Annotated in this window: 21 protein-coding genes and 1 pseudogene; 10 read left to right on the plus strand and 12 right to left on the minus strand. The window is 73.9% G+C overall.

What is annotated here, in order from left to right; translation table 11 throughout:
• Nucleotides 1–53: 53 nt before the first annotated feature.
• The gene (locus ACWGKI_RS16615) at nucleotides 54–1,154 is read right to left on the minus strand and encodes a Gfo/Idh/MocA family protein (RefSeq protein WP_452188423.1); all 1,101 of its coding nucleotides are present in this window, start codon (nucleotides 1,152–1,154) and stop codon (nucleotides 54–56) included.
• Nucleotides 1,151–2,317 carry a Gfo/Idh/MocA family protein gene (locus tag ACWGKI_RS16620; protein WP_452188425.1) on the minus strand — a complete coding sequence of 389 codons (1,167 nt, stop codon included), beginning with the start codon at nucleotides 2,315–2,317 and terminating at the stop codon, nucleotides 1,151–1,153. The genes ACWGKI_RS16615 and ACWGKI_RS16620 overlap by 4 nt, the downstream gene beginning before the upstream one ends.
• 135 nt (nucleotides 2,318–2,452) lie before the next feature.
• Here ACWGKI_RS16620 and ACWGKI_RS16625 point away from each other — a divergent pair, with 135 nt between their 5' ends.
• Complete coding sequence (locus ACWGKI_RS16625; RefSeq protein ID WP_452188427.1) at nucleotides 2,453–3,487, plus strand: LacI family DNA-binding transcriptional regulator; 1,035 nt, start codon at nucleotides 2,453–2,455, stop codon at nucleotides 3,485–3,487.
• Nucleotides 3,488–3,569: 82 nt separating this feature from the next.
• Entirely contained in the window at nucleotides 3,570–4,697 is a 1,128-nt protein-coding gene (locus ACWGKI_RS16630) for a threonine aldolase family protein (RefSeq protein WP_452188429.1), read from the plus strand.
• Between the two features lie 29 nt (nucleotides 4,698–4,726).
• Here ACWGKI_RS16630 and ACWGKI_RS16635 read toward each other — a convergent pair.
• Nucleotides 4,727–5,926 (minus strand): annotated as a pseudogene (locus ACWGKI_RS16635) (MFS transporter); the annotation flags it as partial.
• Nucleotides 5,927–6,038: 112 nt separating this feature from the next.
• Here ACWGKI_RS16635 and ACWGKI_RS16640 point away from each other — a divergent pair.
• The 4 genes from ACWGKI_RS16640 to ACWGKI_RS16655 all read left to right on the plus strand — a co-directional run bounded on the left by ACWGKI_RS16640 (nucleotide 6,039) and on the right by ACWGKI_RS16655 (nucleotide 9,333).
• A complete protein-coding gene (locus tag ACWGKI_RS16640; RefSeq protein WP_452188431.1) occupies nucleotides 6,039–6,968 on the plus strand; it encodes a winged helix-turn-helix transcriptional regulator in 930 nt (309 codons plus the stop codon).
• A 36-nt stretch (nucleotides 6,969–7,004) separates the two neighbouring features.
• Nucleotides 7,005–7,469, plus strand: a complete 465-nt coding sequence (locus tag ACWGKI_RS16645) for an SRPBCC family protein (RefSeq protein WP_380243724.1) — start codon at nucleotides 7,005–7,007, stop codon at nucleotides 7,467–7,469.
• Nucleotides 7,466–8,749 carry a glycoside hydrolase family 3 N-terminal domain-containing protein gene (locus ACWGKI_RS16650; RefSeq protein ID WP_452188433.1) on the plus strand — a complete coding sequence of 428 codons (1,284 nt, stop codon included), beginning with the start codon at nucleotides 7,466–7,468 and terminating at the stop codon, nucleotides 8,747–8,749. The genes ACWGKI_RS16645 and ACWGKI_RS16650 overlap by 4 nt, the downstream gene beginning before the upstream one ends.
• 170 nt (nucleotides 8,750–8,919) lie before the next feature.
• Complete coding sequence (locus tag ACWGKI_RS16655) at nucleotides 8,920–9,333, plus strand: hypothetical protein (RefSeq protein WP_452188435.1); 414 nt, start codon at nucleotides 8,920–8,922, stop codon at nucleotides 9,331–9,333.
• Nucleotides 9,334–9,363: 30 nt separating this feature from the next.
• On the opposite strand, the gene ACWGKI_RS16660 is transcribed toward ACWGKI_RS16655, so the two are convergent.
• The 8 genes from ACWGKI_RS16660 to ACWGKI_RS16695 form a co-directional block, all read right to left on the minus strand.
• On the minus strand, nucleotides 9,364–9,663 hold the full coding sequence (locus tag ACWGKI_RS16660; protein WP_452188437.1) for a hypothetical protein: 300 nt from the start codon (nucleotides 9,661–9,663) through the stop codon (nucleotides 9,364–9,366).
• Nucleotides 9,660–9,977, minus strand: coding sequence for a WhiB family transcriptional regulator (locus ACWGKI_RS16665; protein WP_380243720.1), 318 nt, complete (start codon nucleotides 9,975–9,977; stop codon nucleotides 9,660–9,662). The genes ACWGKI_RS16660 and ACWGKI_RS16665 overlap by 4 nt, the downstream gene beginning before the upstream one ends.
• 322 nt (nucleotides 9,978–10,299) lie before the next feature.
• Nucleotides 10,300–10,593 (minus strand): hypothetical protein, encoded by a 294-nt coding sequence (locus tag ACWGKI_RS16670; protein WP_380243719.1) that lies wholly within the window; start codon nucleotides 10,591–10,593, stop codon nucleotides 10,300–10,302.
• On the minus strand, nucleotides 10,590–11,852 hold the full coding sequence (locus ACWGKI_RS16675; protein WP_380243718.1) for an inorganic phosphate transporter: 1,263 nt from the start codon (nucleotides 11,850–11,852) through the stop codon (nucleotides 10,590–10,592). Before ACWGKI_RS16675 ends, ACWGKI_RS16670 begins: the two co-directional genes overlap by 4 nt.
• A gap of 39 nt (nucleotides 11,853–11,891) precedes the next feature.
• The gene (locus ACWGKI_RS16680) at nucleotides 11,892–12,968 is read right to left on the minus strand and encodes an NAD-dependent epimerase/dehydratase family protein (RefSeq protein WP_452188440.1); all 1,077 of its coding nucleotides are present in this window, start codon (nucleotides 12,966–12,968) and stop codon (nucleotides 11,892–11,894) included.
• Nucleotides 12,965–15,613 carry an alpha/beta fold hydrolase gene (locus ACWGKI_RS16685; RefSeq protein WP_452188441.1) on the minus strand — a complete coding sequence of 883 codons (2,649 nt, stop codon included), beginning with the start codon at nucleotides 15,611–15,613 and terminating at the stop codon, nucleotides 12,965–12,967. Before ACWGKI_RS16685 ends, ACWGKI_RS16680 begins: the two co-directional genes overlap by 4 nt.
• Nucleotides 15,610–16,632, minus strand: a complete 1,023-nt coding sequence (locus ACWGKI_RS16690; RefSeq protein ID WP_452188443.1) for a 3-oxoacyl-ACP synthase III — start codon at nucleotides 16,630–16,632, stop codon at nucleotides 15,610–15,612. Before ACWGKI_RS16690 ends, ACWGKI_RS16685 begins: the two co-directional genes overlap by 4 nt.
• Before the next feature lie 150 nt (nucleotides 16,633–16,782).
• Nucleotides 16,783–19,116, minus strand: a complete 2,334-nt coding sequence (locus ACWGKI_RS16695; RefSeq protein WP_452188445.1) for a S9 family peptidase — start codon at nucleotides 19,114–19,116, stop codon at nucleotides 16,783–16,785.
• A gap of 223 nt (nucleotides 19,117–19,339) precedes the next feature.
• On the opposite strand from ACWGKI_RS16695, the gene ACWGKI_RS16700 reads away from it, so the two are divergent.
• From ACWGKI_RS16700 to ACWGKI_RS16715, 4 genes are read left to right on the plus strand one after another with little or no spacing between them, the layout of a single operon-like run.
• Nucleotides 19,340–20,815 carry a branched-chain amino acid ABC transporter permease gene (locus tag ACWGKI_RS16700; protein ID WP_452188447.1) on the plus strand — a complete coding sequence of 492 codons (1,476 nt, stop codon included), beginning with the start codon at nucleotides 19,340–19,342 and terminating at the stop codon, nucleotides 20,813–20,815.
• A gap of 13 nt (nucleotides 20,816–20,828) precedes the next feature.
• Nucleotides 20,829–21,830 carry a branched-chain amino acid ABC transporter permease gene (locus ACWGKI_RS16705; RefSeq protein WP_380243712.1) on the plus strand — a complete coding sequence of 334 codons (1,002 nt, stop codon included), beginning with the start codon at nucleotides 20,829–20,831 and terminating at the stop codon, nucleotides 21,828–21,830.
• Nucleotides 21,820–22,827, plus strand: coding sequence for an ABC transporter ATP-binding protein (locus ACWGKI_RS16710; protein ID WP_452188449.1), 1,008 nt, complete (start codon nucleotides 21,820–21,822; stop codon nucleotides 22,825–22,827). Before ACWGKI_RS16705 ends, ACWGKI_RS16710 begins: the two co-directional genes overlap by 11 nt.
• Nucleotides 22,824–23,648 carry an ABC transporter ATP-binding protein gene (locus tag ACWGKI_RS16715; RefSeq protein WP_380243710.1) on the plus strand — a complete coding sequence of 275 codons (825 nt, stop codon included), beginning with the start codon at nucleotides 22,824–22,826 and terminating at the stop codon, nucleotides 23,646–23,648. Before ACWGKI_RS16710 ends, ACWGKI_RS16715 begins: the two co-directional genes overlap by 4 nt.
• 229 nt (nucleotides 23,649–23,877) lie before the next feature.
• Here ACWGKI_RS16715 and ACWGKI_RS16720 read toward each other — a convergent pair whose 3' ends face one another.
• Entirely contained in the window at nucleotides 23,878–24,825 is a 948-nt protein-coding gene (locus ACWGKI_RS16720; RefSeq protein WP_452188451.1) for a DUF559 domain-containing protein, read from the minus strand.
• Between the last annotated feature and the right edge of the window lie 435 nt (nucleotides 24,826–25,260).

Genomic DNA, 25,260 nt, shown 5'->3' on the forward strand with positions numbered 1-25,260 from the left:
GGGGTATTTCGGTCACGAATTCCCGCCAGTTTCGTACCCACAGCGTGCTCGGGTCAGGGCGTGAGCATCCGGGCGCCCTGCTGGGCGAGGACGCTGAGCTCGGCGGCCTTGAACGCGTGCTCCTGCGTCATCGCGTTCTCGGTGCGTTCGAGGCAGTCGAGGATCAGCTGCCCGAAGTAGGGGAACCCGACCTGCCCGTTCGCGACCAGGTGGTGCTCGCCCTCGCCGTCGACGAGGAACACGTGCCCGCCGCCCTCGCCCGTGCCGACGTTCACGTACTTGCGCAGCTCGATGTACCCGTCCGTCCCGAGGATGACGGTACGGCCGTCACCCCAGGTGCTCAGGCCGTCTGGCGTGAACCAGTCCACCCGGCAGTACCCGGTGGCGCCGTTGTCCATCACGATGCCGGCCTCGCCGAAGTCGTCGAGCTCCGGGTGGTCCGGGTGGTGGTAGTTCGCGACGGCGGAATGACTGACCTCGGCGTCCTTCGCCCCCGCGAAGTGCAGCATCTGGTCGAAGTTGTGGCTCCCGATGTCGCACAGGATGCCGCCGTACCTCTCCTTCTCGAAGAACCAGTCGGGGCGGCCCGTGCCGAGGCGGTGCGGCCCCAGCCCGATGACCTGCAGCACGCGCCCGACCGCACCCCGGCCGATCAGCTGGTCCGCCAGCACGGCGGCCTCGACGTGGATGCGCTCCGAGTAGTACACGGCGTACTTCTGGCCGGTGCGCGCCGTGGCCTCGCGGGCGGCCGCCAGCTGGTCGAGCGTCGTCAGCGGCGCCTTGTCCGTGAAGTAGTCCTTGCCCGCCTCGATGACCCGCAGCCCCAGGGCTGCCCGCTCGGACGTGACCGCCGCACCGGCGACGAGGCGCACCTCGGCGTCGTCGAGGATCTCGGCCTCGCTGCGGGCCACCCGGACGTCGGGGAACTTGCGGCGCATAGCCTCGACCTTGGCCGGGTCCGGGTCGTACACCCACCGGAGCGTGCCGCCCGCCCCGGCCAGGCCCTCGCACATCCCGTACACGTGGCCGTGGTCGAGGCTGGTGGCGGCGAAGACGAACTCGCCCGGCTCCACGACGGGCGCGGGAACGGGGTCCGGGGCGTAGGCGGCGCCGCTCGCGGTGCTCGTCGAACTGCTCGTCGGGTGCGCGCTCATGCCTTGGCCCCGACCGTGATCGCGCCGGGCAGCTCGCCCACGGACGCCGTCTTCGAGAAGAAGTGCGGCGCTCGCGCCACGAGGGTGCCCGTGCGGTAGTACGGGTCGTCCGGAGGCAGCGGCAGGTCCACGGTGCGGCGCTCGACGCCGGCCTCGTAGATCGCGGTGACCAGCTCGACGGCGCGGCGGCCGTCCTCGCCCGTGACGGCGGGACGACGGCGCTCGCGCACGGCGTCGAGCATGTCGCCGATCTGCCCGGCGTGGCCGGTGTGCGCCAGCGGGCGGTGGGCGGCGGCGACGGCCTCGATGGCGCCGACCCGCTCGGTGTCGCCCTCCCGGTCCGGGAACCCGGCGGGGTTCGCGGCCTCTGCCACGACCTTCCAGGGCTGCGAGACGCGCGCGTGGCGCCCCTGCACCACGATCGCCTGCTCCTCGCCGTGGCTCACGACGGACGCGGTCACCTCGGCCAGCGCCCGCTCGTACTGCAGCACGCTCACGGACAGGTCCTCGACCTCGGCGTTCTCGTGGGCCGCGTTGGTGAGGACCGCCGTGACGGCCTTCGGCGAGCCGAGCATCCACAGGGTCATGTCGAGGTGGTGGATGGCGTGGTTGAGCGTGCAGCCCCCGCCCTCGCTCTCCCACGTGCCGCGCCACCACAGGTCGTAGTACTCGGTGCCGCGCCACCAGGCCGAGCTGACCTGCGCGTGCGTGACGTCGCCCGCGAGGCCGGAGTCCAGCACCTCCTTGAGGGTGGCGATGTCGTCGCGGAAGCGGTTCTGCGCGACGACCGACAGCAGCCGGCCGTTCGCCTCCGCGGCCGCGATCATCGCGTCGCACTCCTCGAGCGACGGGGCCATCGGCTTCTCGACGAGCACGTCGACGCCCGCCTCCAGCGCGGCGACCGCCAGCGCGGCGTGCGTGGACGGCGGCGTCGCGACGCTGACGAGGTCGAGGCGCCCGATCGCCTGTTCCGTGGCGAGCATCTCGCCGGCGTCGGTGTAGACGCGGGCGCCGTCGAGCCCGAGCTCCGCGCGCAGCGCCTCGGCCCGCCCGGGAGCCGGGTCGCACAGCGCGACGATCTCGCACTCCTCGTCGAAGCGCCGATAGCCGGCGACGTGGGCGCGAGCGATCCCGCCCGTGCCGACGATCCCGATGGTGAGCATGGTTCCTCCGGTGGAACGACACGTGATGACTCCACATGATACGTATCATGTGAACGATCACCCAGCGTGGCGGCGGCCTGCGGCCCTGTCAAGCGGGACACCAGCGGCGCACGGACGGAGGGCCATACTGTGGCGGTGCCGACCCCACCCACCAGTCGCGACGTCGCGCGCCTCGCCGGGGTGTCGCAGGCGACCGTCTCCTACGCGCTCACGGGCCGGGGCACGATCTCCGCGGCCACCCGCGAGCACGTCCTGCGGGTGGCGGAGTCGATCGGTTACCGGCCCAACCTCGCCGCTCGCTCGATGCGCACGCGCCGGTCGGGCCGGCTGGCCGTGGTCACCGGTGCCACGCTCGACCACCAGCTCCGGCTCCTCGCCGGGGCCGGAGAGGTGGCGGAGGCCGCGGGCTACGTCATGGAGACGCACACCGACGACGACACCGTCGCAGGGCGGTCCGACCGGGTGCGCGAGCTCGCCGCGAGCCGCCAGTACGAAGGGATCCTGACCCTCGTGCCCGTGCTGCCGGAGGTGCTGTCCGACCCGGCGGGCACGCCGGCGGACGGTGGCACGCCGGTCGTGGCGGAGGCGACGTTCGACGAGCAGATGCGCACGCTCGGGGACCTCGCCGACGCCCGGACGGTCGAGGTGCTCGTGGCGACGCTCGTCGCCGCGGGGTACCGCCGGTTCGTGCACGTCGCCGGGCCCGAGCAGTACGCGTCGGCCCGCGCCCGGCGGGACGTCTACCTCGCCTCGGTGGCGCGGGCCGCGGCGGACCCCGCGACGCCCGGCGTGGTCTCCCTCGGCGTCCTCGGCGGCTCATGGTCGGGCGAGGACGCCCGCCGCGCCGTCGCCGACCTCCCCGACGACGCCCCGCCCGTCGCGGTGGTCGCGGCCAACGACTTCCTCGCCGCCGGGGTGCTGCGCGGCGCGGCGGAGCGCGGCTGGTCGGCCCCGCGCGACCTCGTCGTCACGGGCTGGGACAACTTCGAGATGAGCGCGCTCATGATGCCGTCGCTGACCACCGTCGACGTCGACTTCCCGGAGGCCGGCCGCGCCGCGATGCGCCGGCTGGTCGCGGCCGTGCGCGGCGAGCCCGGTCCAGGCTCGGGCGCGCCGATCCACCGCGTCGTGTGGCGGGAGTCCACCGGCGGGGACCCGACACGTCGCTGACGTAGCGGTTCCTCGCCGTCGTGCGCCAGGACGACGAGGAACCGCTACGCCGGCGGGCGGGGGCCCGCCTACCCTGGGGGCCGTGACCGACCACCGCACCTCCCTGCCGCCGTTCGCCTCCGACAACTACGCGCCCGCGCACCCCGACGTGCTGGCCGCGGTCGCCGCCGCGAACGACGGGTACGCCGTCGCGTACGGGGACGACCCGTGGACGGCCCGCCTCGACGCCCGGGTGCGCGACCTGTTCGGCGGGGGCGCGCTCGCGTTCCCGGTGCTCAACGGCACGGGCGCGAACGTCGTGTCGCTCACGGCGCTGTCCCCGCGCTGGGGCGGCGTCGTCGTGTCGGACGTCGCACACGTCAACACCGACGAGAACGGGGCGCCCGAGCGGGTGGGCGGCCTCAAGCTGCTCGCCTGCCCGTCCGTGGACGGCCGGATCACGCCCGACGACGTCGTCCGATGGGCCGGGCAGCGCGACGACGTGCACCGCGCGCACCCCGCCGTCCTGTCGCTGACCCAGTCCACGGAGCTCGGCACGGTGTACGCCCTCGACGACCTGCGGGCCCTGACCAACGTCGCGCACGACCTGGGCATGGCCGTGCACGTCGACGGCTCTCGTCTCGCCAACGCGGCGGCGACGCTCGGCTGCTCGCTGCGGGACCTGACCACCGACGCCGGCGTGGACGTCGTCTCGCTGGGGGCCGCGAAGAACGGCGGCATGCTGGGTGAGGCCGTCCTCGTCCTCGGGCCCGGCGACGCGCCGGACGCGGCGTCGGCACGCGCCCGCGAAGCGGCCGCGGCCGCCGTCCCGTTCCTGCGCAAGGCGACGATGCAGCTGGCGTCGAAGACCCGGTTCGTCTCCGCGCAGCTGCTCGCGCTGCTCGGCGAGGAGGACGACGCCGAGCCGCTGTGGCACCGCAACGCCGCGCACGCGAACGCGATGGCGGCGCGCCTGCGCGCGGGCCTCGAGGGGCTGCCCGGCGCAGACGGCACGGACGGCGTGCGCGTCACGCGCCCGACGGAGGCGAACGCCGTGTTCGCGACGCTCCCCCGCGACGCCGCCGAGCGCCTGCGCGCCGTCGCGCGCTTCTACGACTGGGCCGATGGCGAGGCGCCCGACCGGGTCGAGGTGCGGCTCATGTGCGCCTGGGACACCTCCCCGGAGACCGTCGACGCGTTCGTCGCGGCCGCGTCCCACGCGCTGGGCTGATCCGCGCCGTAGTCCTCGAGGTCCCGCAGCCTCCGCACGGGGCTGAGGCCCACGATGACCGGGCCCAGCAGCATGACGAAGGCCGAGCCGAGCAGGACGGCCCGGTTGCCCACCTGCGCCGCCAGCACGCCGGCAGCCAAGGACCCGAGCGGGATCATGCTCCAGGACACGAACCGGACCGTCGCCATCACGCGGGACAGCAGCGCGGGCGGGCTGGCCACCTGTCGATAGGTGCGCGTCACGACGCTCCCGGGCACCACGGACGCGCCGAACACGAGCGTGCCGACGGCGAAGCTCAGCCACCCGACCACCCCGTGGCCGAACGGGACCAGCAGCGCCCCGGCGAAGCCGAACAGGCCGTCGAGCAGCAGCACGCGCGCGGACCCGAAGCGGCGCACGAGCCACGGTGTCGCGGCGGCCGCCAGCAGCGAGCCCACGCCGTCGGCGGCGAGCAGGACGCCGACGAGGGCGGGCGGGGCGTCGAGGTCGCGCACCAGGTAGAGGGCGAAGAGGCCGGCCTGGACACCGCACACCAGGTTCACCGCGCACGCCCACCAGGTGGCGGGCGCCATCACGGGGTGGCGCACGACGAACCGCCAGCCCTCGGCGATCATCGCGCCCATCCCGGGCCGCGTCTCGCCGTCCCCCAGCGGCGGCTCGCGCCGCTCGGGCAGGCGCCGCAGCAGGAGCGCGGAGACGACGTAGGAGACGACGTCGACCAGCAGAGCCGGCACCGCACCCACGGCCTGCACGAGGAGGCCCGCCACCGACGGCCCGCCGAGCTGGGTGGCGGCCTGCGTGCCGGAGACGAGGCTGTTGCGGCTGGTCAGCTCGTGCTGAGGCACCACCGTGGGCAGGAAGGTCGTGTTGGCGGTGAAGAAGAACACCTCCGCGACGTTGACCGCGAGCGCCGCCAGGACGAGGTGCACGAGCGCGAGGTCCCCGAGCCACCAGACGAGCGGCAGCGCGAGGACGGCTGCCGCGCGCACGAGGTCGGCCACCACCTGCGTGGCGCGCAGCGGGAGCCGGTGCACGATCGCTCCGGCGGGCAGGCCGAGCACCACCCAGGCGAGGTACGACGACGCGGCGAGCACGCCCGTCTCGACGGGCCCGGCGTCGAGCACGGTCACCGCGGTGAGCGGCAGGGCGACGGCGGTGACGGCGGTGCCGACGCCGCTGGTGGTGCTCGCGGCCCAGTAGGTCCAGAACGGCCGTGCACTCGTGGCCACCGGCCACCTCCTCGGGGTCGTACGGGTGTCGGAACGGAGTAAGTTTCAGATTGGAACTTACAGCATGGCCGGGGATGGACGTGCACCCCGGCCCAGCGAGAGGATGACCCCCATGCGCCGCGAGGACCTTGCCGACAGCTCGTGCGGCATCGCCCAGTCCCTCGGCGTCGTCGGCGACTGGCAGAGCCTGTTGATCGTCCGCGAGGCCGCCGCCGGCGTCACCCGCTTCGAAGGCTTCGACCGCGAGCTCGGCCTGTCCCGCCGGGCCCTCACGGAGCGGCTCGGGTCGCTCGTCGAGCACGGCGTGCTGGAGAAGGTGCCCTACTCCGAGCGCCCGCCCCGCCACGACTACCGGCTCACGGCGCGCGGCGAGGGTCTGCTGCCGGTGCTGCTCGCCCTGCAGGAGTGGGGCACGCGGTTCGTGCTGGGCGACGGCACGCTGGACGGCACCCTGGGCGACGGCGACCTCGCCCGCGCCCGGGCGCTGGAGGGCGCGCGCGTGCCCGACGTCCAGCTCACGGCGCACGACGGCTCCACGGTGCGCCTGGTGGACCCGGAACGGTGGACCGCGCTGTTCTTCTTCCCTGGCGCCTACGCTCCCGGCACCCACGGGTATCCGCCGCGCTGGGGCGAGGTCCCGGGCACGAGCGGCTGCACGCTCGAGTGCGTCACCTACGGCCGCCGGCACGCCGACCTGGAGGCGGCCGGCGCACGGGTGCTCGGCGTGAGCACCCAGCACCCCGAGCAGCAGGCGGCGTTCGCGGCGCACGCCGACCTGCCGTACCTGCTCGCGTCGGACCAGGACGGCCTCGCGGCCTCGGCGCTGCGCCTGCCGGTCTTCCGTGCGGGCGGCGCCGACCGGCTCAAGCGGGTCACGCTCCTGGTGGACCCGGCGGGCCTCGTGCGGCACGTGCAGGCCCCCGTCACCGACCCCGCGCAGTCCGTCGACGACGTGCTCGACCTGGTGCGGCGGCTGCGGCGCGACGCGCCCGGCGGAGGCGGAGGCGAGAACGAGGCAGACAGCAGGCCGAGGCGGACATAGGGTCGAGGCGAACCGGAGCCGGCGGAAGGAAACCCCATGACCAGCCCCAGCGGCGCGTCCCCCCATCGCTACCCCCACGTCGCGGAGGCGTCGATCCACGTGACCCAGCCGCCCGAGCGGGTGTGGGCGGAGCTCATGCATCCCGGCGCGCGGTGGATGCTGGGCGCGAACATCGAGACGGACTTCCAGCCGGGCAGCCCCGTCACGTTCGAGGGCCACTTCTTCGGCCGCCAGTTCGCCGACAAGGGCGTGGTGATCGCGGTCGACCGTCCCCGGCTGCTGCACTTCACGCACTTCTCGCCCCTGTCCGAGCTCGAGGACGTGCCCGACAACTATCACGAGATCCGCATCGTGCTCGAAGCGGACGAAACGGGTACGGTCGTCTCCGTGCGGCAGGAGAACATCGACACGGCCCAGCACGCGAGCGGCTCGCAGGCCCACTGGCAGGACGCGCTCGCCACCCTCGCCCACCGCGACGGTGCCCCTGCCCGACGCGCGTGATCGTCCGTCGGCGGGCGGCGCGCGTCGCCGCGCTGCTCGCCGCCGTCGCCGTCCTCGCGTCCTGCTCCGGGCCGGGGAGCGAGCCGACGTCGGCCCCGGCGACGTCGTCCGCGCCGTCCGGCACGAGCGCCCCGGCGTCCCCGGAGCAGACGCCGTCCCCGACCTCCTCCCCGGCACCCACCGGGACGACGACCGGGACGACGACGCCGAGCCCGGCCCCGTCCAGCACCGGTCCGTCCGAGCCGGCCGACGACCCGCTCGCCGGCTGGACGTGGGAGCAGAAGGCGGGCCAGCTGGTCATGGTCGGGGTGTCGGTGAGCGACCCCGCCGCCGTGAGCGCCGAGGCGATCCGCGACAAGCACGTGGGCAACCTCTTCCTGCACGGCCGCAGCACGGCGGGCGTGGCCGCGACCCGCGAGCTGGTGGACGAGTACACGGCCCTGGTGTCCCGGCGCTCGACGCACGGCACGCCGCTCCTCGTGGCGACCGACCAGGAGGGCGGGAAGGTCCAGGTGCTGCGGGGGCCCGGATTCTCCGACATCCCGGAGGCCACGGAGCAGGCCACGTGGAGCCCGGCCACCCTGCGCCGGCGCGCGCGGGGGTGGGGCGACGAGCTCGCCGCCGCGGGCGTCAACCTCAACCTCGCCCCCGTGATGGACCTGGTCGACGAGGCGGACGCCGCGGACAACCCGCCGGTCGGCGCGTTCCAGCGCAACTACGGCTTCACCCCGCAGACCGTGGTGAGCTCGGCGAACGCGTTCAGCGCCGGGCAGCGCGCCGCCGGGGTAGAGCCGGTGATCAAGCACTTCCCGGGCCTCGGCCGGGTCACGACGAACACCGACACCACGACGCACGTGACCGACGACGTCACCACCCGCGACTCCGACTCCGTGCGGGTCTTCGCGCGCGGCATCGACGCGGGCGCGCGGTACGTGATGATGTCGACCGCCGTGTACGACCGGATCGACCCCGACGCCCCGGCTGCCTTCTCGCCCGTCGTCGTCGACGGCCTCCTGCGCGGGGACCTCGGGTTCGACGGCGTCGTCATGACGGACGACCTGTCGGCCGCCGCCCAGGTGCAGGGCTGGTCGCCCGGCAGGCGCGCGGTCGACGCCGTCGACGCCGGCGTGGACCTGGTGCTGGCCTCCGCGGACCCCTCCGTCGCCCCGGCGATGGCGGACGCCCTCGTGGCGAAGGCCCGCACGGACCCGGCCTTCGCGAAGAAGGTCGACGCGGCTGCGCGGCGCGTGCTCGCGGCGAAGGCCGGACTCACCGGCTGACCCCCGCCGGTGGCAACGTCCGTGCTGAATTGATCCTCAAAGACGGGCTTTGAGGATCAATTCAGCACGCACGATGCAGACCCGGAGCAGTTCGCCACCTCCGTGCAGATCCTGCAACGAGCCGCCAGAACGGCCGTGGGTGCGCGAGGTTGGGCACGGAGGTGCACATGATGTCGATCGATCAGCTGCCGGTGGCCGACGAAGCGGTCCAGGGACTGCGGGCCAGCCTGGCGTCCTACGTGACACGGATGCGGGAGACCCACGACCACGAGGGTCACGCCTACCACCAGGGCGTGATGCGTGGCGTGCAGGCGTTCGAGCTGGTGCTCAGCGGGGCGGGGACACCGGGTGCCCTGTACGGGCGCCTCCTCGACGCGACCGCCGGGCTCACCCAGCTCGCCCGCCTGGCCGACAAGGCCACGGCGACGGGCGTGCAGGCCGTCGCCGCGGCCGGGTTCCTGGCGTTGCGCGGCTACTCGCCCGGCGGGTGCAGCGACCCGGAGGCCGCTGCGGCCTTCCGGTCCATCGCCGCGGGAACGGACGATCCGCGGGCGGCCTGCCCCGGGATCCAGGGCGTGACCTGAGCGACGGCGCCCGCCCCGCCCGCCGATACGTCAGTGCCGTCGGCGGGCGCGGGTGCCGGCACGCCGCCCGACGACGCGCACCAGCGGCACCCCGACGAGCACCAGCGACACGTACAGGGCCAGCGGGAGCCACGAGCAGGTCTCCCAGGAGCCAGTGCCCCACCCGGTCCCCCACGATCCGGCACCGTGGTGCGCGCTGCCTGCGAGCAGGAGAGCTGCCAGCACCGCGACCAGCACCGTAAGGACGCGGATGCCCCGCGGCCACCCGGTGCCGCTGTACGTCACGACGACGCCCGCGGCGCCGACGGCGATGAGGAGCTCGCCCGTCACGCGCAGTCCTGAGCCGACCGGCGTGCACGGGCCGGAGGCGAGGTCCTGTGTCCGGCCGACTCGTCCAGGCGCGCACGCTCCTCGGGGTCCAGCCCGGCCCACACCCCGAACCGGTGGCGCGCACGAAGACCCCGCTCCAGGGCCATCACCTCTCGGAAGCACCGCGTGAGCACGGGGCACAGCCCGCACAGCAGCTTGCCCTGTTCCGCGGCCCCCGGGCGCAGCTCGTCGACGGGAAACCACGGGTCGCTCCGGCGGAGGTCCCACGTCGTGCACACGGGTGGAGCCACCCATGGCGCTCCCTCGCTGGCCATCGACACCTCCAGCCCGGTCCTCCGCCGACGAGCGACCGCGGAGGCCTGGGGTCGGGGCGGGGGGAGCACCCGACCGCGCAGGCCTCCGCGGCGACGTGGCACCACCGAGGTGGTGCAGCGCTCCCGCGAACGAGGGCGCACGCCCGATCAAACCCGATGTCGGCGGCCGTGAGGACCGTCGTGCAATATCTGCACGGAGGGGGCGCGACGCAGGCGCCGAGAGGGTCGCGCGCGGCCGGACGCCGACCGCGAGGACGCGATCGGCGACCGGCGGGCGTCGAACCGGACCCCGGGATGCTCCCGGGTCCACGAGGACGACCGGTCAGTGACCGCCGGAGACGAGGAAGACCAGGCCGAAGGCGATGGCGCCGACGACGACGCCCAGGCACGCGATGGCGCCCGCGAGGCGCGCCGGCGTGGGGCGAGGGATGGCGATGGCCCGCGGCGCGGAGCGGTCCGCGTCGGACGACGCCCCGGCGGACGGGGCGGACGGCTCGGTGGTCGTGCCCGCCAGCAGGCGCAGCCCCAGCGCGAAGAGGGCGGGGATGCCGGCGCCGACGATCAGCCCGGCGACGAGCACCTGGCCGAGGGCGCCCCACTCGATGAAGTCGGTCATGCTCCCACCTTCTGGTTCGACACGGTGCCCACGGCGCTGACCGCAGGTCCGACGGACGACGCGGTGGCGACGGCCGGGACCGGGCCGACGCGCTCGCCACCGGCCGCACCCGTGGTGGCGGCGACGGCCTCGATCGAGGCGCCCTTCTCCTCGTCCCAGGCCTCGTTGACGTTGGTGTGGTCCACCGGCTTGCGCCGCGAGACCAGCCAGATGGCGGTGGACACGACGACGAGGAGCGCGAAGACGGCGATCGTGCCGGCCGCGCCGCCGATCGCCGACTCGAGCCAGTGGCACAGCGCGCCGACGAGGCCGGCCGCCGGGAGGGTGACCATCCAGGCCACGAACATGCGTCCCGCGACGCTCCAGCGCACCTTGGCGCCCGGCATCCCGACGCCGGAGCCGAGCACGGAACCGGTGGCGACGTGCGTCGTGGAGAGGGAGAAGCCGAAGTGGCTGGACAGCAGGATGACGGCGGCGGAGGACGTCTCCGCGGCCATGCCCTGGCGGGTGTCGATCTCGACCAGGCCCTTGCCGAGCGTGCGGATGACGCGCCAGCCGCCCAGGTAGGTCCCGAGCGCCATGGCGAGCGCGCAGCTGAGGATGACCCAGAACGGCACGTTCGAGTCGGCCGGCACGGCGCCGCCCGCGATGAGCGCGAGCAGGATGATGCCCATCGACTTCTGCGCGTCGTTGGTGCCGTGCGCCAGCGAGACGAGCGACGCGGAGCCGATCTGGCCCCAGCGGAAGCCGCGGCTCGTCACGTCCTGGGGCACGCCGCGCGTCAGCCGGGCCACGAGCCACGTGCCGAGGCCGGCCACCGCGATCGCGACGACGGGGGCGATGAGGGCGGGCACCAGCACCTTGGCCACGACGCCGGCCCACAGCACGCCCGACGTGCCGACGGCGGCGAGCACGGCGCCCACCATGCCGCCCACGAGGGCGTGCGAGGAGCTGGAGGGGATGCCGAACAGCCAGGTGATGAGGTTCCACACGATCCCGCCGACGAGCCCGGCGAGGACCACGGGGAGCGTGATCACCCCGGCGTCGACGATGCCCTTGGCGATCGTGGCGGCGACGGCGAGGGAGAGGAAGGCGCCGACGAGGTTGAGGACGGCGGACAGCGCGACGGCGGTCCGGGGCTTGAGGGCTCGGGTGGCGATGGAGGTAGCCATCGCGTTGCCCGTGTCGTGGAACCCGTTCGTGAAGTCGAACGCGAGGGCCGTCACGACGACGAGCGCGAGCAGAAGCGTCTCGGTCACGGCACCCATCGTGGAGGGTGAACCTGGGGAGATCGACCGTCAGGGGTCCGCTCGGTGAACTGTTATGGGACTGTTCACCTGCTGTTCACCTGGCGACGGCGTGTCGCCGTCGCGCGTGCCCTCGTAGTGCGCCGCCAGCCGCCGCAGGCCCTCGTCGACGCTCACGGCGGGCACCCAGCGCAGGTCGTGGCGCGTGGCCCGCTGGTCGAACCAGTGCGCGGTGGACAGCTGCTCGGCCAGGAAACGCGTCATCGGCGGCTCGTCCACGCCGGGACGGACCCGCCACAGGGTCTCGACGAGCCCGCCCACGGCGCGCGCCAGCCCCGCGGGCACGTGCCAGACCGGCGGCGTCACGCCGGCGGCGCGGCAGATACCGGTCAGCAGGTCCGCCACGGTGCGGGGCTCGCCGTTGGTCAGCACGTACGCGCGGCCGCCCACGAGGTCCGGGGCGTCGGCCAGCCGGTCGAGGGCGGCGAGGATGCCGTCGGCGGCGTTGTCCACGTACAGGGTGTCGATGAGCGCGGCGCCGTGACCCAGCAGCGGCAGCCGGCCCCGTGCGGCACGGTCCACGACGCGCTCGACGAGCTGGGTGTCCCCCGGCCCCCACACGAGGTGCGGACGCACGGCGACGACGCGGGTCCCGGAAGCGCCGCCAGCACCGTCCCGGCCCAGGGCCAGCACCTCGGCGGCCGCCTTCGTGCGCGCGTACTCGCCCCGGGCACGGTCCGGGTCGGCGGGGGTCGCCGGGACGCCGACGAGCGACGTCCCCAGGTGGGCGACGGACGGGGACGACACCTGGACGAACCGTCCGACGCCGGCGTGCCCGGCCGCGTCGAGCAGGGCGCGCGTCCCGCCGACGTTCACGTCGTGGAACTCCGCCGGGGACCCGGCGAGGGACACCTTCGCCGCGAGGTGCACGACGGCGTCGACGCCCTCGACGGCGCGCGCGACGACGTCCGCGTCCGTCACGGACCCCGCGACGTCGTGCGCGCCCGGGACGCCGGACGGCCGCCGCTGCAGCGTGCGGACGTCGTCGCCGCGGGCCACGAGCGCGCGGGCCACCGCGCCCCCGAGCAGCCCGGACGCGCCGGTCACGAGGACCGTCGGCCTGGTCACGGCGCCCCCATCCGTCCGCCGGTGAGCACGCCGTCCGCCCACCGCGCGAGGCGGGCCCGGTCGACCTTGGAGTTGTGCCGCACGTCGGTCGGCATGCGCGGCACCACGAGGACGGCCGCGAGCGGGACCGGCGACGCGGCGCGGACCGCGGCCGCGAGCGCCTCGGGGGCGAGAGCGGGGCGGCGCGCCCGGTCCACCGTCTCGACGACGGCGACCGGCTGCTGCACTCCCGCGGGCCCGACGCCGACGACGGCCGCGCGGCGCACCTGCGCCACCCGCTCCACGTGCTGCTCCGGGCCTACGGGGGCCAGCGGGCCGCCGGCGGTGCGGAGCACGTGCGCGAGGCGGCCCTCGATCCACAGGCGCCCCTGGTCGTCCAGGTGCCCGACGTCGCCCGTGCGGTGCCAGCGTCCCGGCGGGGTGTCGCGCTCGGCGGCCAGGTCGGTGAGCCAGAGGCGGTCGTAGCGCTCCTTGAGGTGGGGGGCGCGCACCAGCACCTCCCCGAGCACGCCGGGGGCGGAGGACGGCTCGCCGGTGGCGGCGCCGTCGTCGTCGAGCGCGCTGACGAGCACCTCGCCACCACCCACGGGGGTGCCGACGCAGACGCCGTCGTCGGGCGCCGTGGCGGCGTCCCGGATGCCGTCGAGGGTGACTTCGGTGACGAGCAGGCACTCCGTCATCCCGTACGGGGTGTGGGCGGTCGCCGCGGGCATGAGCGCCTGCGCCGAGCCGAGCAGCTCGGCGGAGATGGGTGCGCCGGTCGAGAGGAACGTGCGCACCCGCGCGAGGGCGGCGCGGTCGGCGTCGTCCAGCGCGTCGGCCGTGGCGACGACGTTGAGGATCGCCGCCGGGGACAGGAAGACGATCCGGGCGTCGGAGGCCCGTACGGCGTCGGCCACGGCTCGCGCGGTGAGCGTCCGGGGCGCCGACACGTCCATCACGGGCGTGACGGACCGGGTGCCGAGGGCTGGCCCGAGCAGCGCGAACGGCGCGAACCCGGTGACCAGGCCTGTGTCGGGCCCGACGTCGAAGTGGGCGGCGATCGCGTCGCGGAGGGCGGACAGCTCGGCGTGCCGGTAGACGACGCCCTTGGCCGGGCCCGTCGAGCCCGACGTGAACAGGACGGCGGCCTCGTCGTGCGGGCCGGGCTCGGGCGGCAGCGGCTGGCCGTCGCCTGCCCGGGCGACGTCGACGAGCTCGTGCGCGACGCCGAGCGCCCGCCGCACCGGCGGGGCCAGGGGGTCGGCGGAGATGCGCACCCCGGGCCAGCCCAGCGCCCGCGCGGCGGCGAGCCCCTTCCGCTGCGCGACGACGAACCGCGGCCACGCTCCCCGCTGCGCGCGCGTCAGCCCGCGCACGCCCAGGCCGGCGTCGGCCACCACGACGACGGCGCCGATCCGCAGGCACGCGTACACCAGCGCGGTCAGCGTCGGGCCGGGCTCGACCAGCAGCGACACCCGGTCGCCCCGGCGCACGCCGATGCCGTGCAGCCCCGACGCGACGCGTCGCACCTGGCGGTCCAGAGCCCGCCAGCTCGCGACGAACGGCTGCCCGTCGGCGCCGTCGTCGGACATGTCCAGCACGGCCGGGCCGTCGTCGTCCGCCCGCGCGTCCAGCCTGGCCCACAGCGGCACGAACGACGGCGAGGACTCGGACGAGGTTCCCGACCCCTCCGCCGACAGCACCCCAGCCAGGAACCGGAGCACAGCAGGCGTCCAGTCCGCGTCCTCCGCGATCAGGTGCCCGGCGTCCCCGAACCGGTGCACGTGCGCGTGCGGCAGCCGGTGGACGAGGTCGTCGAGGTAGCGGTCGGAGAAGATCGGGTCGTGCGGGCCCCACAGCAGGACGGCGGGCACGGAGAGCCGGGCGACGCCCGCGGCGACGCGGTGCAGCTCGGCCGCGCTGGGGTGCGCGTCGTCGACGGGGATGTCGGCGACGAAGCCCTCGATGCCGTCACGCTCGGCGGCGGTGAGGTACGGCAGGCGGTAGGCCTGCGCGACGTCGTGGGCCAGTCGCGGGCGCGCCAGCGCGAGCGTGGTCTCGAGGAAGGCGCGCGTGGTGCGCGTGCCGAGCCGGTGCACGGGGCCGGCGAGGGCGAGCCGCAGCGGCGCGGGGACGGGCGCGTCGTCGGGCTGGTGCACGGCGGTGTTGAGCAGCGCGACGCCGGCGAGCTGGTCGGGGTGGTCCACGGCCCAGCCGAGCGACACGACGCCGCCCCAGTCGTGGCCGAGGGTCACGACGGGCCCGGTCAGGCCGAGGGCGTCGGTGAACGCGCCGAGGTCGGCGACGCGACGGGCGAGCGTCCGGTGCTCGCCCGTGCGGCCGGAGAGGCCCATCTCGAGCTGGTCGACGGCGACGACGCGCCAGGCCGGCGCACCGGCGACCGCCGCGTCCACGGCGTCGGTGACGAGCCGGCGCCACAGGTAGGACCAGGTGGGGTTGCCGTGCACCGCGAGCACGGTGCCGACGGGCTCGACGCCCGGGCCGAGGCGGGCCGCGAGCTCGGGGCCGTTGTCGAGGTAGTGCCACGACCCGCCGCGCGCGTCGGTCAGCACGTGGCTGTGGCGCGGGTCGAGCCCGGGCAGGCCCGGGGGGACGGTGTCGGCGGGACGGGGTGCGGTCGGGGTGGGGGTCGTGCCCGTCACCAGGCGAGCTCCAGCATGGCGGTGTTGATGCCCGAGCCGACGCCCATGAGCAGCACCCGGTCCCCGGCGTCCAGGGTGTCCTGCTGCTCCACCAGGGTGATCGGCACCGACGCGGGCCCGACGTTGCCCAGGCGCTCGTAGGTCGTCGGCACCTTGGAGCGGTCCAGGCCGACGGCCTCGACGATCGCGTTCGTGTGCACGCGCGACACCTGGTGCGTGACGTACCGGTCCATGCGTGCCCAGTCCCAGTCGGCGACGGCGTCCTTCCACGCGTCGACGACGAGCTCGAGGCCGCCCTCGAGCAGCGCCTTCGCGTCGGTGAACATGCCCTCGGTGCTGCCGACGCACAGGTCGTGGAACTTCGTCGCGGCGCGTGTCACGCCACCGAGCACGCGGTGGCCCTGCGGGTGCTCGTCCGCGCGTCCGAGCACGGCGGCGGCGGAGCCGGAGCCGAGGGTGAGCGACGCGAACTCCTGCATGAAGTCGTCGCGGGTGCGGTCGGCGCGCAGGAGCCGCTCGATGGTGCGGTCGTGGATGACGTCGGCGTCCTCGCCGTCGACGACGACGGCGTAGCGGACCTGACCGGAGTCGATCATCCCGGCGGCGAGGCTCATGCCGTTGATGAAGCCGAGGCAGGCGTTCGCGACGTCGAAGTTCACGGCGGACGACGGCAGCCCCAGGCCGTGGTGCAGCCGGACCGCGACGGAGGGCTCGAGGTGGCGACGCGTCACGGAGGTGTTGATCAGCAGGCCGACGTCGGCGGGCTCGACCCCCGCGACGCGCAGCGCCTCCTGCCCCGCGGCGACGGTCGCGTCGTCCACGTCCTCGCCCGCGGTCCAGGCTCGCCGCTCGCGCACTCCGGCCACCCGTTGCAGCAGCGTGCCGGGCAGCCGCAACCGGCGCAGCGCCGGGGCGAGCCGCTCCTGCACCGCCGCGGACGTCCGGACGCCGGACGGCAGGCGGCTGGTCACGGCCAGCAACGAGACGTTGGCGAACCTGGTGGTGGCGTTCCCTGACACACGAGCTCCAGACGACCGGTCGTGCGTGCCGCACGGAGCCGGCTCTCGACGACTAGGCCGGGGCCACACGACCCCGGCCCCGCGACGTTACGACGTCCCGGGCCAGCCCGCCGTTCCAGCGGGCGCCTATGAGATCCGACACGCCCGATCTCACCCCCGGGCGGCGCCCAGCACGTCGAGCGTCCACGCGTGCTCGAACGCGATCTCCTCCCAGCGGGCGTACCGGCCGGACACGCCGCCGTGCCCGGCGGACATCTCGATCTTCAGCAGCGCGGGGGCACCGGCGGCGCGCAGCCGCGCCACCCACTTCGCCGGTTCCACGTACAGCACGCGCGTGTCGTGCAGCGAGGTGGTGGCGAGCACCCGGGGGTAGGCGCTGGCGTCGTCGGGCACGTTCTCGTACGGGCTGTACGCCTTCATGCGGGCGTAGACCTCGGCGTCGTGCAGGGGGTCGCCCCACTCGTCCCACTCGACGACCGTGAGCGGCAGCGACGGGTCGAGCATCGACGTCAGGGCATCGACGAACGGCACCCCGGCGAGCACGCCGGCGAACAGCCCGGGAGCCAGGTTGAGCGCCGCGCCGACGGTGAGGCCGCCCGCGCTCGCGCCGTCGGCGACCATCCGCTCCGGCGCGGTCCACCCGGTCTCGACGAGGTGGCGTCCGCACGCGACGAAGTCGGTGAACGTGTGCGTCTTGTGCGCCAGCTTGCCGTCGTCGTACCAGTGCCGTCCCAGCTCGCCGCCGCCACGCACGTGCGCGACGGCGAACACGACGCCGCGGTCCAGCAGGCTGAGGCGCGGCACGGAGAAGTAGGGGTCGATGCTCGACTCGTAGGCGCCGTACCCGTAGAGGAGCAGCGGGGCAGGCTCCGCCCGGGTGCCCGAGCCGTCGAGCGTCACGGCGTCCCGCCGCCACACGAGGCTGATCGGCACGTGGGTGCCGTCCTCGGCGGTGGCCCACTCGCGGCGCTGCACGTAGTCCGCCGGGTCGTAGCCGCCCAGCACCGGCTGCTGCTTGCGCACGTGCCGCTCACCCGTGGCGAGGTCGACGTCCACCACCGTGGCCGGCGTGACGAACGACGTGTGCTGCACCCGCAGCAGCGGCTGCTCCCACGTCGGGTTGGTGTCCAGGGCGACGGAGAACAGCGGCTCGTCGACGTCGATCTCGTGCGCCGCCCACGGCTGGTCCGCCGTCGTGCGGGCGGTGTCGGCAAAGGTGTCGGCAAGGGAGTCGGCAAAGGTGTCGGCAAGGTCGACGACGGCGACCCGCGGCAGCGCCTCCCGCCGCAGGCTCAGCACCACGTGGCCGGCGAACGCGTCCACGCCGTCGAGCCGCACGGCGGGGTCGTGCGGCACGACGACGCGCGCGGCCGCGGGGTCCAGGGGCGTGGCGGCACCCCGCGCCGGGACGTCCGTGGTCACCAGCTCGAAGTTCTCCGCGCCGTCGTTGTGCAGCACGAGCAGCGCGTCCCGACCGCCCTCGCCCTCGCCGTCGCCGCCGGGCAGGACGGCGTGCTCGACCGTGTACTCGACGCCGTCGCGACGCGCCCAGACGACGCGCAGCTCGCCGGTCGGGTCGTCCGCCTCGAGCACGTGGGCCTCGCTGGTCGTCTTCGAGCCCAGCTCGACGACGAGGTACCGGCGCGACCGGGTGAGCCCCACGCCCACCCAGAACCGCTCGTCGGGCTCCTCGAGCACGAGGACGTCGTCGGCCGCCGGGGTCCCCACCTCGTGCCGCCACACGCGGTACGGCCGCCAGGCGTCGTCGACCGTCGGGTAGAAGACGTACCGGCCGTCGGGGGTCAGGACCGCGCCGGGGAAGGTGTCCTCGACGACGTCGGGCAGGTCCTCGCCCGTCGCGAGGTCCCGCACGCGCAGCACGAACCGCTCGTCGCCCGTCGTGTCGACGGCGTACACGAGCCGGGCGCCGTCCTCGGACACGTCGAACGAGCCCAACGAGAAGAAGTCGTGACCCGCGGCGGCGGCGTTCTGGTCGAGCAGCACCTGCTCGCCCGCCGGCACCGTGCCGGGCTCGATGCTCGGCGGCGCCCACTCGCCGGCCGCCGGGACGCGGGCGTGGATCGCGTACTGCCGCCCCTCCTCGGTGCGCGTGTAGTACCAGAAGGCACCCATCCGCACGGGGACGGACAGGTCGGCCTCCTGGGTGCGGGCCTTGATCTCGCCGAACACGTCCTGCCGCAGCGGCGCGAGGTGCGCCAGCTGCGCCTGGGTCCACGCGTTCTCCGCCGCCAGGTGCGCCAGGACCTCGGGCGACTCCTTGTCGCGCAACCACTCGTAGTCGTCGACGACGTCGTCGCCGTGGTGCGAGCGGACGGTCGGGCGCCGCTCCGCGACAGGCGCCTGGGCCGGTGCGTCAGCAGGGGCGCCGACCGATGCCGTCGAGGCGGCGTCCGGAGTGGCGTCCGGGGCGGCGTCCCCCGCGGTGGTGGTCGGGTCGGCGGCAGGCGTCAGGTCGTCGGGCACCCGGCCAGCCTAGGTGCCGCCGGGCGCGGGCCCGGATCCGCGCGTGATGCACGACTGTGACCTAGATCTGTCAGGTGGGTCACATTTTCGTGGCTACACTCACGGCACGCTCGCGAAACCCCGCGGATACATGGGGCCTTTAGTGTCCGTGCATCGACGGGGCGAGCGGGTGGTACCCCGGGCTCGCCCGGGGAACGACACCGACCTACGGAGGACCCGGCCGATGACGACGGACCGACCGACCAGGGGGATCGTGCTGCGCCGCACCGTGGCAGCGCTCGCGATCGCCCTCGCACCTGTGGTGCTCGCCCTGCCACCCGCACAGGCGAGCCCCGGCGCGGACACCGCGGCGCACACCAGCCGCGCCGCCGGCAGCATCAGCACCGCCGCCGAGATCGCAACCGACTGCCAGCCCGACGACACCACGGCGTGCATCGCCGTCCGGGTGGTCGACGAGGCGGGCGAACCGGTCGCGGACGCCACGCTGACGATCACCGGACCCGGCGGGTTCGACGAGACGATCACCACCACCACGGAACGCATCTCCGTGCCGGTGACCGAGGTCGGCAGGTACACCGTCACCCTCGACCCGGACTCGCTGCCCGCCGGCCAGGCTCCCCCCGCGGAGACGACGACGGAGGTCGTCGCCCAGACGGGCGGGACCGGCCGCGCGGCGTTCCTCCTCGGCGGCGAGCCGCAGGGCGAGGCCAGCCCCTCGGCCGACTCCACGACGGGCGCGCCCGGCGACGACGGGACGACCACCGAGGGCGACAGCGTGAGCACCGCCCCTGAGGGCGACGCCTCGCAGCGCGCGCTGACCTGGGGCCAGGTCTGGCAGCAGTTCGGCTCCGGCATCCGGTTCGGCCTGCTGCTCGCCCTCGCGTCCATCGGGCTGAACCTCATCTTCGGCACCACGGGCCTGTCGAACTTCGCGCACGGCGAGCAGTTCGCCCTGGGCGCGGCGCTCGGCTTCATCGCCATCAACCAGTGGGGGATGTCGATCTGGCTCGGCGGCGCGCTGACCATCGCCATCTGCGCCCTCACCGGCCTCGCGCAGGACGCCGCCATCTGGCGGCCGCTGCGGCGCCGCGGCACCCCCGTGATGCAGCTGATGATCGTCTCGATCGGCCTGTCGATCACGTTGCAGTACGTGATCCAGCTGCTCATCGGCGGTGGCTCGCTGCGCATCCTGTCGAGCAACCCCAAGCCGCTGACCCTCCTGGGGATCACGCTCAGCACCACCTCGTGGATCTCGATGGTGGTCGCGCTGGTGTGCCTGGTCGGGTTCGCGCTGTTCCTCACGCGCACCCGCCTCGGCCGGGCCACCCGAGCCGTGTCGGACAACCCGGCGCTCGCCTCCGCCACCGGCATCGACCCCGACAAGGTGGTCCGCATCGTGTGGGTCCTCGCCACCGCCTTCGCGGCGCTCGCCGGACTCATGTGGGGCATCTCGTACGGGTCGTTCAACTGGCAGGTCGGCGTGCAGCTGCTGCTGCTGATGTTCGCCGCCGTGACCCTCGGCGGCCTCGGCACCGCGTTCGGCGCCCTCGTGGGGTCGCTGCTCATCGGCCTCGTCGTCGAGCTGTCCAACCTCGTGATCCAGAGCGACCTGCGCTACGCGTCGGCGCTCGTGATCCTCATCCTCGTGCTCCTGATCAGGCCGCAGGGCATCCTCGGCCGCCGCGAGCGGATCGGCTGAAGGGAGACCGACCATGGACGAGTTCCTCAGAATCCTCACCCAGTCGCTCGCCGAGCTCATCGCCCCCACGACGGCGGCGTACGCCATCGCGGCGATCGGCCTCAACCTGCACTTCGGGTACACCGGGCTGCTCAACATGGGCCAGGCCGGCTTCATGCTGCTCGGCGCGTACGGCTTCGGCATCGCGACCATCGCCGGCGCCCCGTTCTTCCTCGCGCTGGTCGTGGCCCTGGCCGCCGGCCTGCTGTTCGCCCTCGTGCTGGGCATCCCGACGCTGCAGCTGCGCGGTGACTACCTCGCGATCGTCACCATCTCCGCCGCCGAGATCATCCGCTGGATCGGGCGGTCCACGTGGCTGCAGGAGTGGACCGGCGGCGCCTCCGGCCTGCAGGGCCGCAACTACAAGGGCACGTTCCAGGACCTGTCCCCCCTGCCCGACGGCCGCACCTCCATCGGGCCGCTCGAGTACATCAACACCGGGTCCGACTCCTGGTGGACCCGCATCTTCGCGTGGGGCGTCGTCGCCCTGGCCCTGCTGTTCGTCTGGCTCGTCACCCGCAGCCCGTGGGGCCGTGTCCTCAAGGGCATCCGCGAGGACGAGGACGCCGTGCGCGCCCTCGGCAAGAACGTGTACTCGTACAAGCTGCAGTCGCTGGTGCTGGGCGGCATGCTCGGGGCGCTCGGCGGCGTGCTGTACGTCCTGCCGATCACCATCGCGCCCGACGCGATGGGCCGCACCATGACGTTCTTCGTGTGGACCGTGCTGCTGCTCGGCGGTGCCGCCACCGTCTTCGGGCCGGTGCTCGGCGCGATGATCTTCTTCGGCGCCTACATGTTCATGCGCACCGGGATGCGCGCCCTGTCCGAGAACACCGGCGTGGGCGACATCATCAGCACCACCAACGTGGAGCAGATCGGCGGCATGCTGGTAGGGATCACCCTCATGCTCCTCGTGATCTTCAGGCCGCAGGGAATCCTCGGGAACAAGAAGGAGCTGGCCTTCGATGTCCGCTGACATGTCCGAAGAGACCTCCGCCGGCCAGACCGCCGGTGACCCGCAGCCCCAGTCCGTCGTCGACGCCGCCGCAGCGGCCGCCGTCGCCCCCACCTCCGCCGTCGCGGCGGAGGCCCGCGACGACCTCGCGCACGTCGAGGCCGTCGTCGGGGCGCCCAAGCCGGACGCGATCCTCGTCGCCGACGAGGTCGTGCGCCGCTTCGGCGGCATGACGGCGGTGGACGTCGCCCACCTCGAGGTGCAGCGCGGCGCCATCACCGCCCTCATCGGCCCCAACGGCGCCGGCAAGACCACGTTCTTCAACCTGCTCACCGGCTTCGACACGCCGCAGAGCGGACGGTGGAGCTTCGAGGGGAACTCGATCGCCGGCAAGAGCGGCGCCCGCGTCGCGCAGCTGGGCATGGTGCGCACCTTCCAGCTCACCAAGGCCCTGTCGCGGCTCACCGTGCTGCAGAACATGCTGCTCGCCGCCCCCAAGAACCCGGGCGAGCGGTTCTGGCTGTCGTGGCTGCCGTTCACCTGGCGGGCGCACGAGAAGGCCGCCACCGAGAAGGCGATGGAGATCCTCGCCCGGTTCAAGCTCGACACGAAGGCGGACGACTTCGCCGGCTCCCTGTCGGGCGGGCAGCGCAAGCTGCTCGAGATGGCGCGAGCCCTCATGACCGACCCGACGATGATCATGCTGGACGAGCCCATGGCGGGCGTGAACCCCGCCCTGGTGCAGTCCCTGCTGGGGCACGTGCAGGCCCTGCGCGACGAGGGCATGACCGTGCTGTTCGTCGAGCACGACATGCACGCCGTGCGGCACATCTCCGACTGGGTGGTCGTGATGGCGGAGGGCCGGATCGTGGCCGAAGGGCCGCCCAGGACGGTGATGCAGGACCAGGCCGTCGTCGACGCGTACCTCGGTGCCCACCACGACACCGACCTCGGCGACGACTCCCTGCTCGACCCTGAGATCCTGGCCCGCCTCGAGGCCGAGGAGGAGAAGCGATGACCGACACCCTGACCGCGCACGCGCACGGAGGCGTGCCCGAGGGCAAGCAGCTGCTCCTGAAGGCCGACTCCATCGTGGCCGGGTACATCCCCGGCGTGCACATCCTCGACGGCTGCTCGATCGAGGTGGGCAAGGGCGAGCTGGTCGGCATCATCGGCCCCAACGGCGCCGGGAAGTCCACGCTGCTCAAGGCGCTGTTCGGGCTGGTGAAGATCCACTCCGGCACGGTGACGCTCGACGGCGAGGACATCACGGGCATGAAGGCGAACTCCCTCGTGGCCCGCGGCGTCGGCTTCGTCCCGCAGACGAACAACGTGTTCCCCTCGCTGTCCGTCGAGGAGAACATGCGCATGGGGGTGTACCTGCGGCCCAAGGCGTTCGAGGAGCGGTGGTCGTTCATCCGCGACCTGTTCCCCGTCCTGCACGAGCGTCGCACCCAGCGAGCGGGCGCCATGTCCGGCGGCGAGCGGCAGATGGTCGCCATGGCACGCGCGCTCATGATGAACCCGTCCGTGCTGCTCCTCGACGAGCCGTCCGCCGGCCTGTCCCCCGTCCGCCAGGACGAGACGTTCCTGCGCACCCGCATGATCAACAAGGCCGGCGTGTCCGTGATCATGGTGGAGCAGAACGCCCGCCGCTGCCTGCAGATCTGCGACCGCGGCTACGTCCTCGACCAGGGCAAGGACGCCCACACCGGCACGGGGCGCGAGCTCCAGTCCGACCCGAAGGTCATCTCCCTCTACCTCGGCTCCCTCGCGGAGGACGCCAAGGAGACGAAGACGAAGGATCCCCAGGACCAGCCCGCCCCACCGCCGAGGTAGTCGAGACCCTGCCGAGGTAGTCGAGACCGCACCGAAGTAGTCGAGGCCATGCCGAGGTAGTCGAGACCGCACCGAACTAGTCGAGACCGTGCCGAGGTAGTCGAGGCGGTGCCGAGGTAGTCAAGACCGTGCCGAGGTAGTAGAGGCGGTGCCGAGGTAGTCATGTCACGGCGGCGGTCGCTCACCCGAGCGACCGCCGTCGTGCTGCGACGGCGCGCTGCGCCACGCCTCACGCGGTCAGCCCGAGCAAGGCGCGGCGTCGGGCCGCGAGGTAGGCACGCCGCAGGCGATGCTCCAGCGCCTCCAGGTCGCCGAGGTCCTCCCACCGGACTCGGACGACGGTCCATCCAGCGGCCTCGAGCGCCGCCTGCCGCCTTGCCTGGACGGCGCGCACCACCTCGGGGTCGTCGTCGTACTTGAGCGCGCCGTCGAACTCCACAGCGAGCCGGACGTCCTCCCACCCCAGATCGACGAAGAAGGTGCCGTGAGTGGTCGGGACCTCGATCTGGCAGTCCGGTCTGCGTAGTCCGGCGTCGACGGCGGCGAGCCGCGTCACGGTCTCCCCCGGCGACGCGGAGCGCGGATCGCACAGCCCAAGGATCTCCCGCGCCTGCACGACGCCGCGCTTGCCCCGAGAGGCGGACATGATGCGCGAGACCTCGGCAGGTCGTGCACCGAGCCTGAACAGCGAGTCGCACGCCACGAGCGCGCCGTCGCGCGGGAGGGTCCGGATGCAGTCGACGAGCGTGCGCGCGAGCGAGGTCACAGGCACCCCGCGGACTTCCGCCCGGTCCGCCGGCGGCATGGGCGTGTGGTGCCGGCGGACGGAGGGCTCCCGTTCCTCATCCACGTGCGGGTTCCACTCGTGCGTCACGTGAACCAGCTGGGGCGTGCGGAACGTCCAGGCGCCGTGCAGCATGGCGGCGGTCTCGTGGCTGAACCACTGCGTGGCGGCCGTGTGCTCGACGAGCCGCCCCACGAGCGTGAGCACCGCAGTCTCGTGCTGCGTCGTCGCATCGGGGACGTCGTCCAGGGCGAGCGCGAGCGCGTCCGGCACGACCGGCGGATGCGGCGCATCGGCCGAGCGCATCGAGCGCAGCGGCGAGTCCGGGGCGTTCATCAGGTCGAGGATCGCGGCGACGCGTCGGATCGCCGGGAGGTGATCAGCTTCTGTCATGCGACGAGAGTCGCGCCCTGCGCTGCGGCGTCGTCCCGGCTGCCGGCCAGCTGTGGACAGCGGCGACCGGGGGGCAGGCTCGGCGCCTGCGAGAACGGCACCGACGTCCGCTGACGCCCTTCGGCCGCGCACTACCTCGGCACGGCCTGCACTACCTCAGCACGGTCCCCTCTACCTCGGCACGGTCCCGACTACCTCAGCACGACCCGAACTACCTCAGCACGGTCTGCACTACCTCGTCACGGCCCCGACTACCTCGGCGCGGTCCCGACTACCTCGGCGCGGTCCCGACTACCTCGGCGCGGTCCCGACTACCTCGGCACGACCCGAACTACCACGGCACGGTCCCCACTACCTCGGCACGACCCGAACTACCTCGGCACGGTCTGCACTACCTCGGGACGACGACGGCGGCCCGTGCGCTCGGTGCGCACG

It is taken from the genome of Isoptericola sp. NPDC055881 (genome assembly GCF_053615895.1).

Bases quoted from the DNA above. Each gene is read 5' to 3' on its own strand.
- ACWGKI_RS16615 (WP_452188423.1), bottom strand. From the start codon at position 1,154: ATGAGCGCGCACCCGACGAGCAGTTCGACGAGCACCGCGAGCGGCGCC.
- ACWGKI_RS16620 (WP_452188425.1), bottom strand. From the start codon at position 2,317: ATGCTCACCATCGGGATCGTCGGCACGGGCGGGATCGCTCGCGCCCAC.
- ACWGKI_RS16640 (WP_452188431.1), top strand. From the start codon at position 6,039: ATGCGCCGCGAGGACCTTGCCGACAGCTCGTGCGGCATCGCCCAGTCC.
- ACWGKI_RS16645 (WP_380243724.1), top strand. From the start codon at position 7,005: ATGACCAGCCCCAGCGGCGCGTCCCCCCATCGCTACCCCCACGTCGCG.
- ACWGKI_RS16655 (WP_452188435.1), top strand. From the start codon at position 8,920: ATGTCGATCGATCAGCTGCCGGTGGCCGACGAAGCGGTCCAGGGACTG.
- ACWGKI_RS16665 (WP_380243720.1), bottom strand. From the start codon at position 9,977: ATGGCCAGCGAGGGAGCGCCATGGGTGGCTCCACCCGTGTGCACGACG.
- ACWGKI_RS16670 (WP_380243719.1), bottom strand. From the start codon at position 10,593: ATGACCGACTTCATCGAGTGGGGCGCCCTCGGCCAGGTGCTCGTCGCC.
- ACWGKI_RS16700 (WP_452188447.1), top strand. From the start codon at position 19,340: ATGACGACGGACCGACCGACCAGGGGGATCGTGCTGCGCCGCACCGTG.
- ACWGKI_RS16705 (WP_380243712.1), top strand. From the start codon at position 20,829: ATGGACGAGTTCCTCAGAATCCTCACCCAGTCGCTCGCCGAGCTCATC.
- ACWGKI_RS16710 (WP_452188449.1), top strand. From the start codon at position 21,820: ATGTCCGCTGACATGTCCGAAGAGACCTCCGCCGGCCAGACCGCCGGT.
- ACWGKI_RS16715 (WP_380243710.1), top strand. From the start codon at position 22,824: ATGACCGACACCCTGACCGCGCACGCGCACGGAGGCGTGCCCGAGGGC.
- ACWGKI_RS16720 (WP_452188451.1), bottom strand. From the start codon at position 24,825: ATGACAGAAGCTGATCACCTCCCGGCGATCCGACGCGTCGCCGCGATC.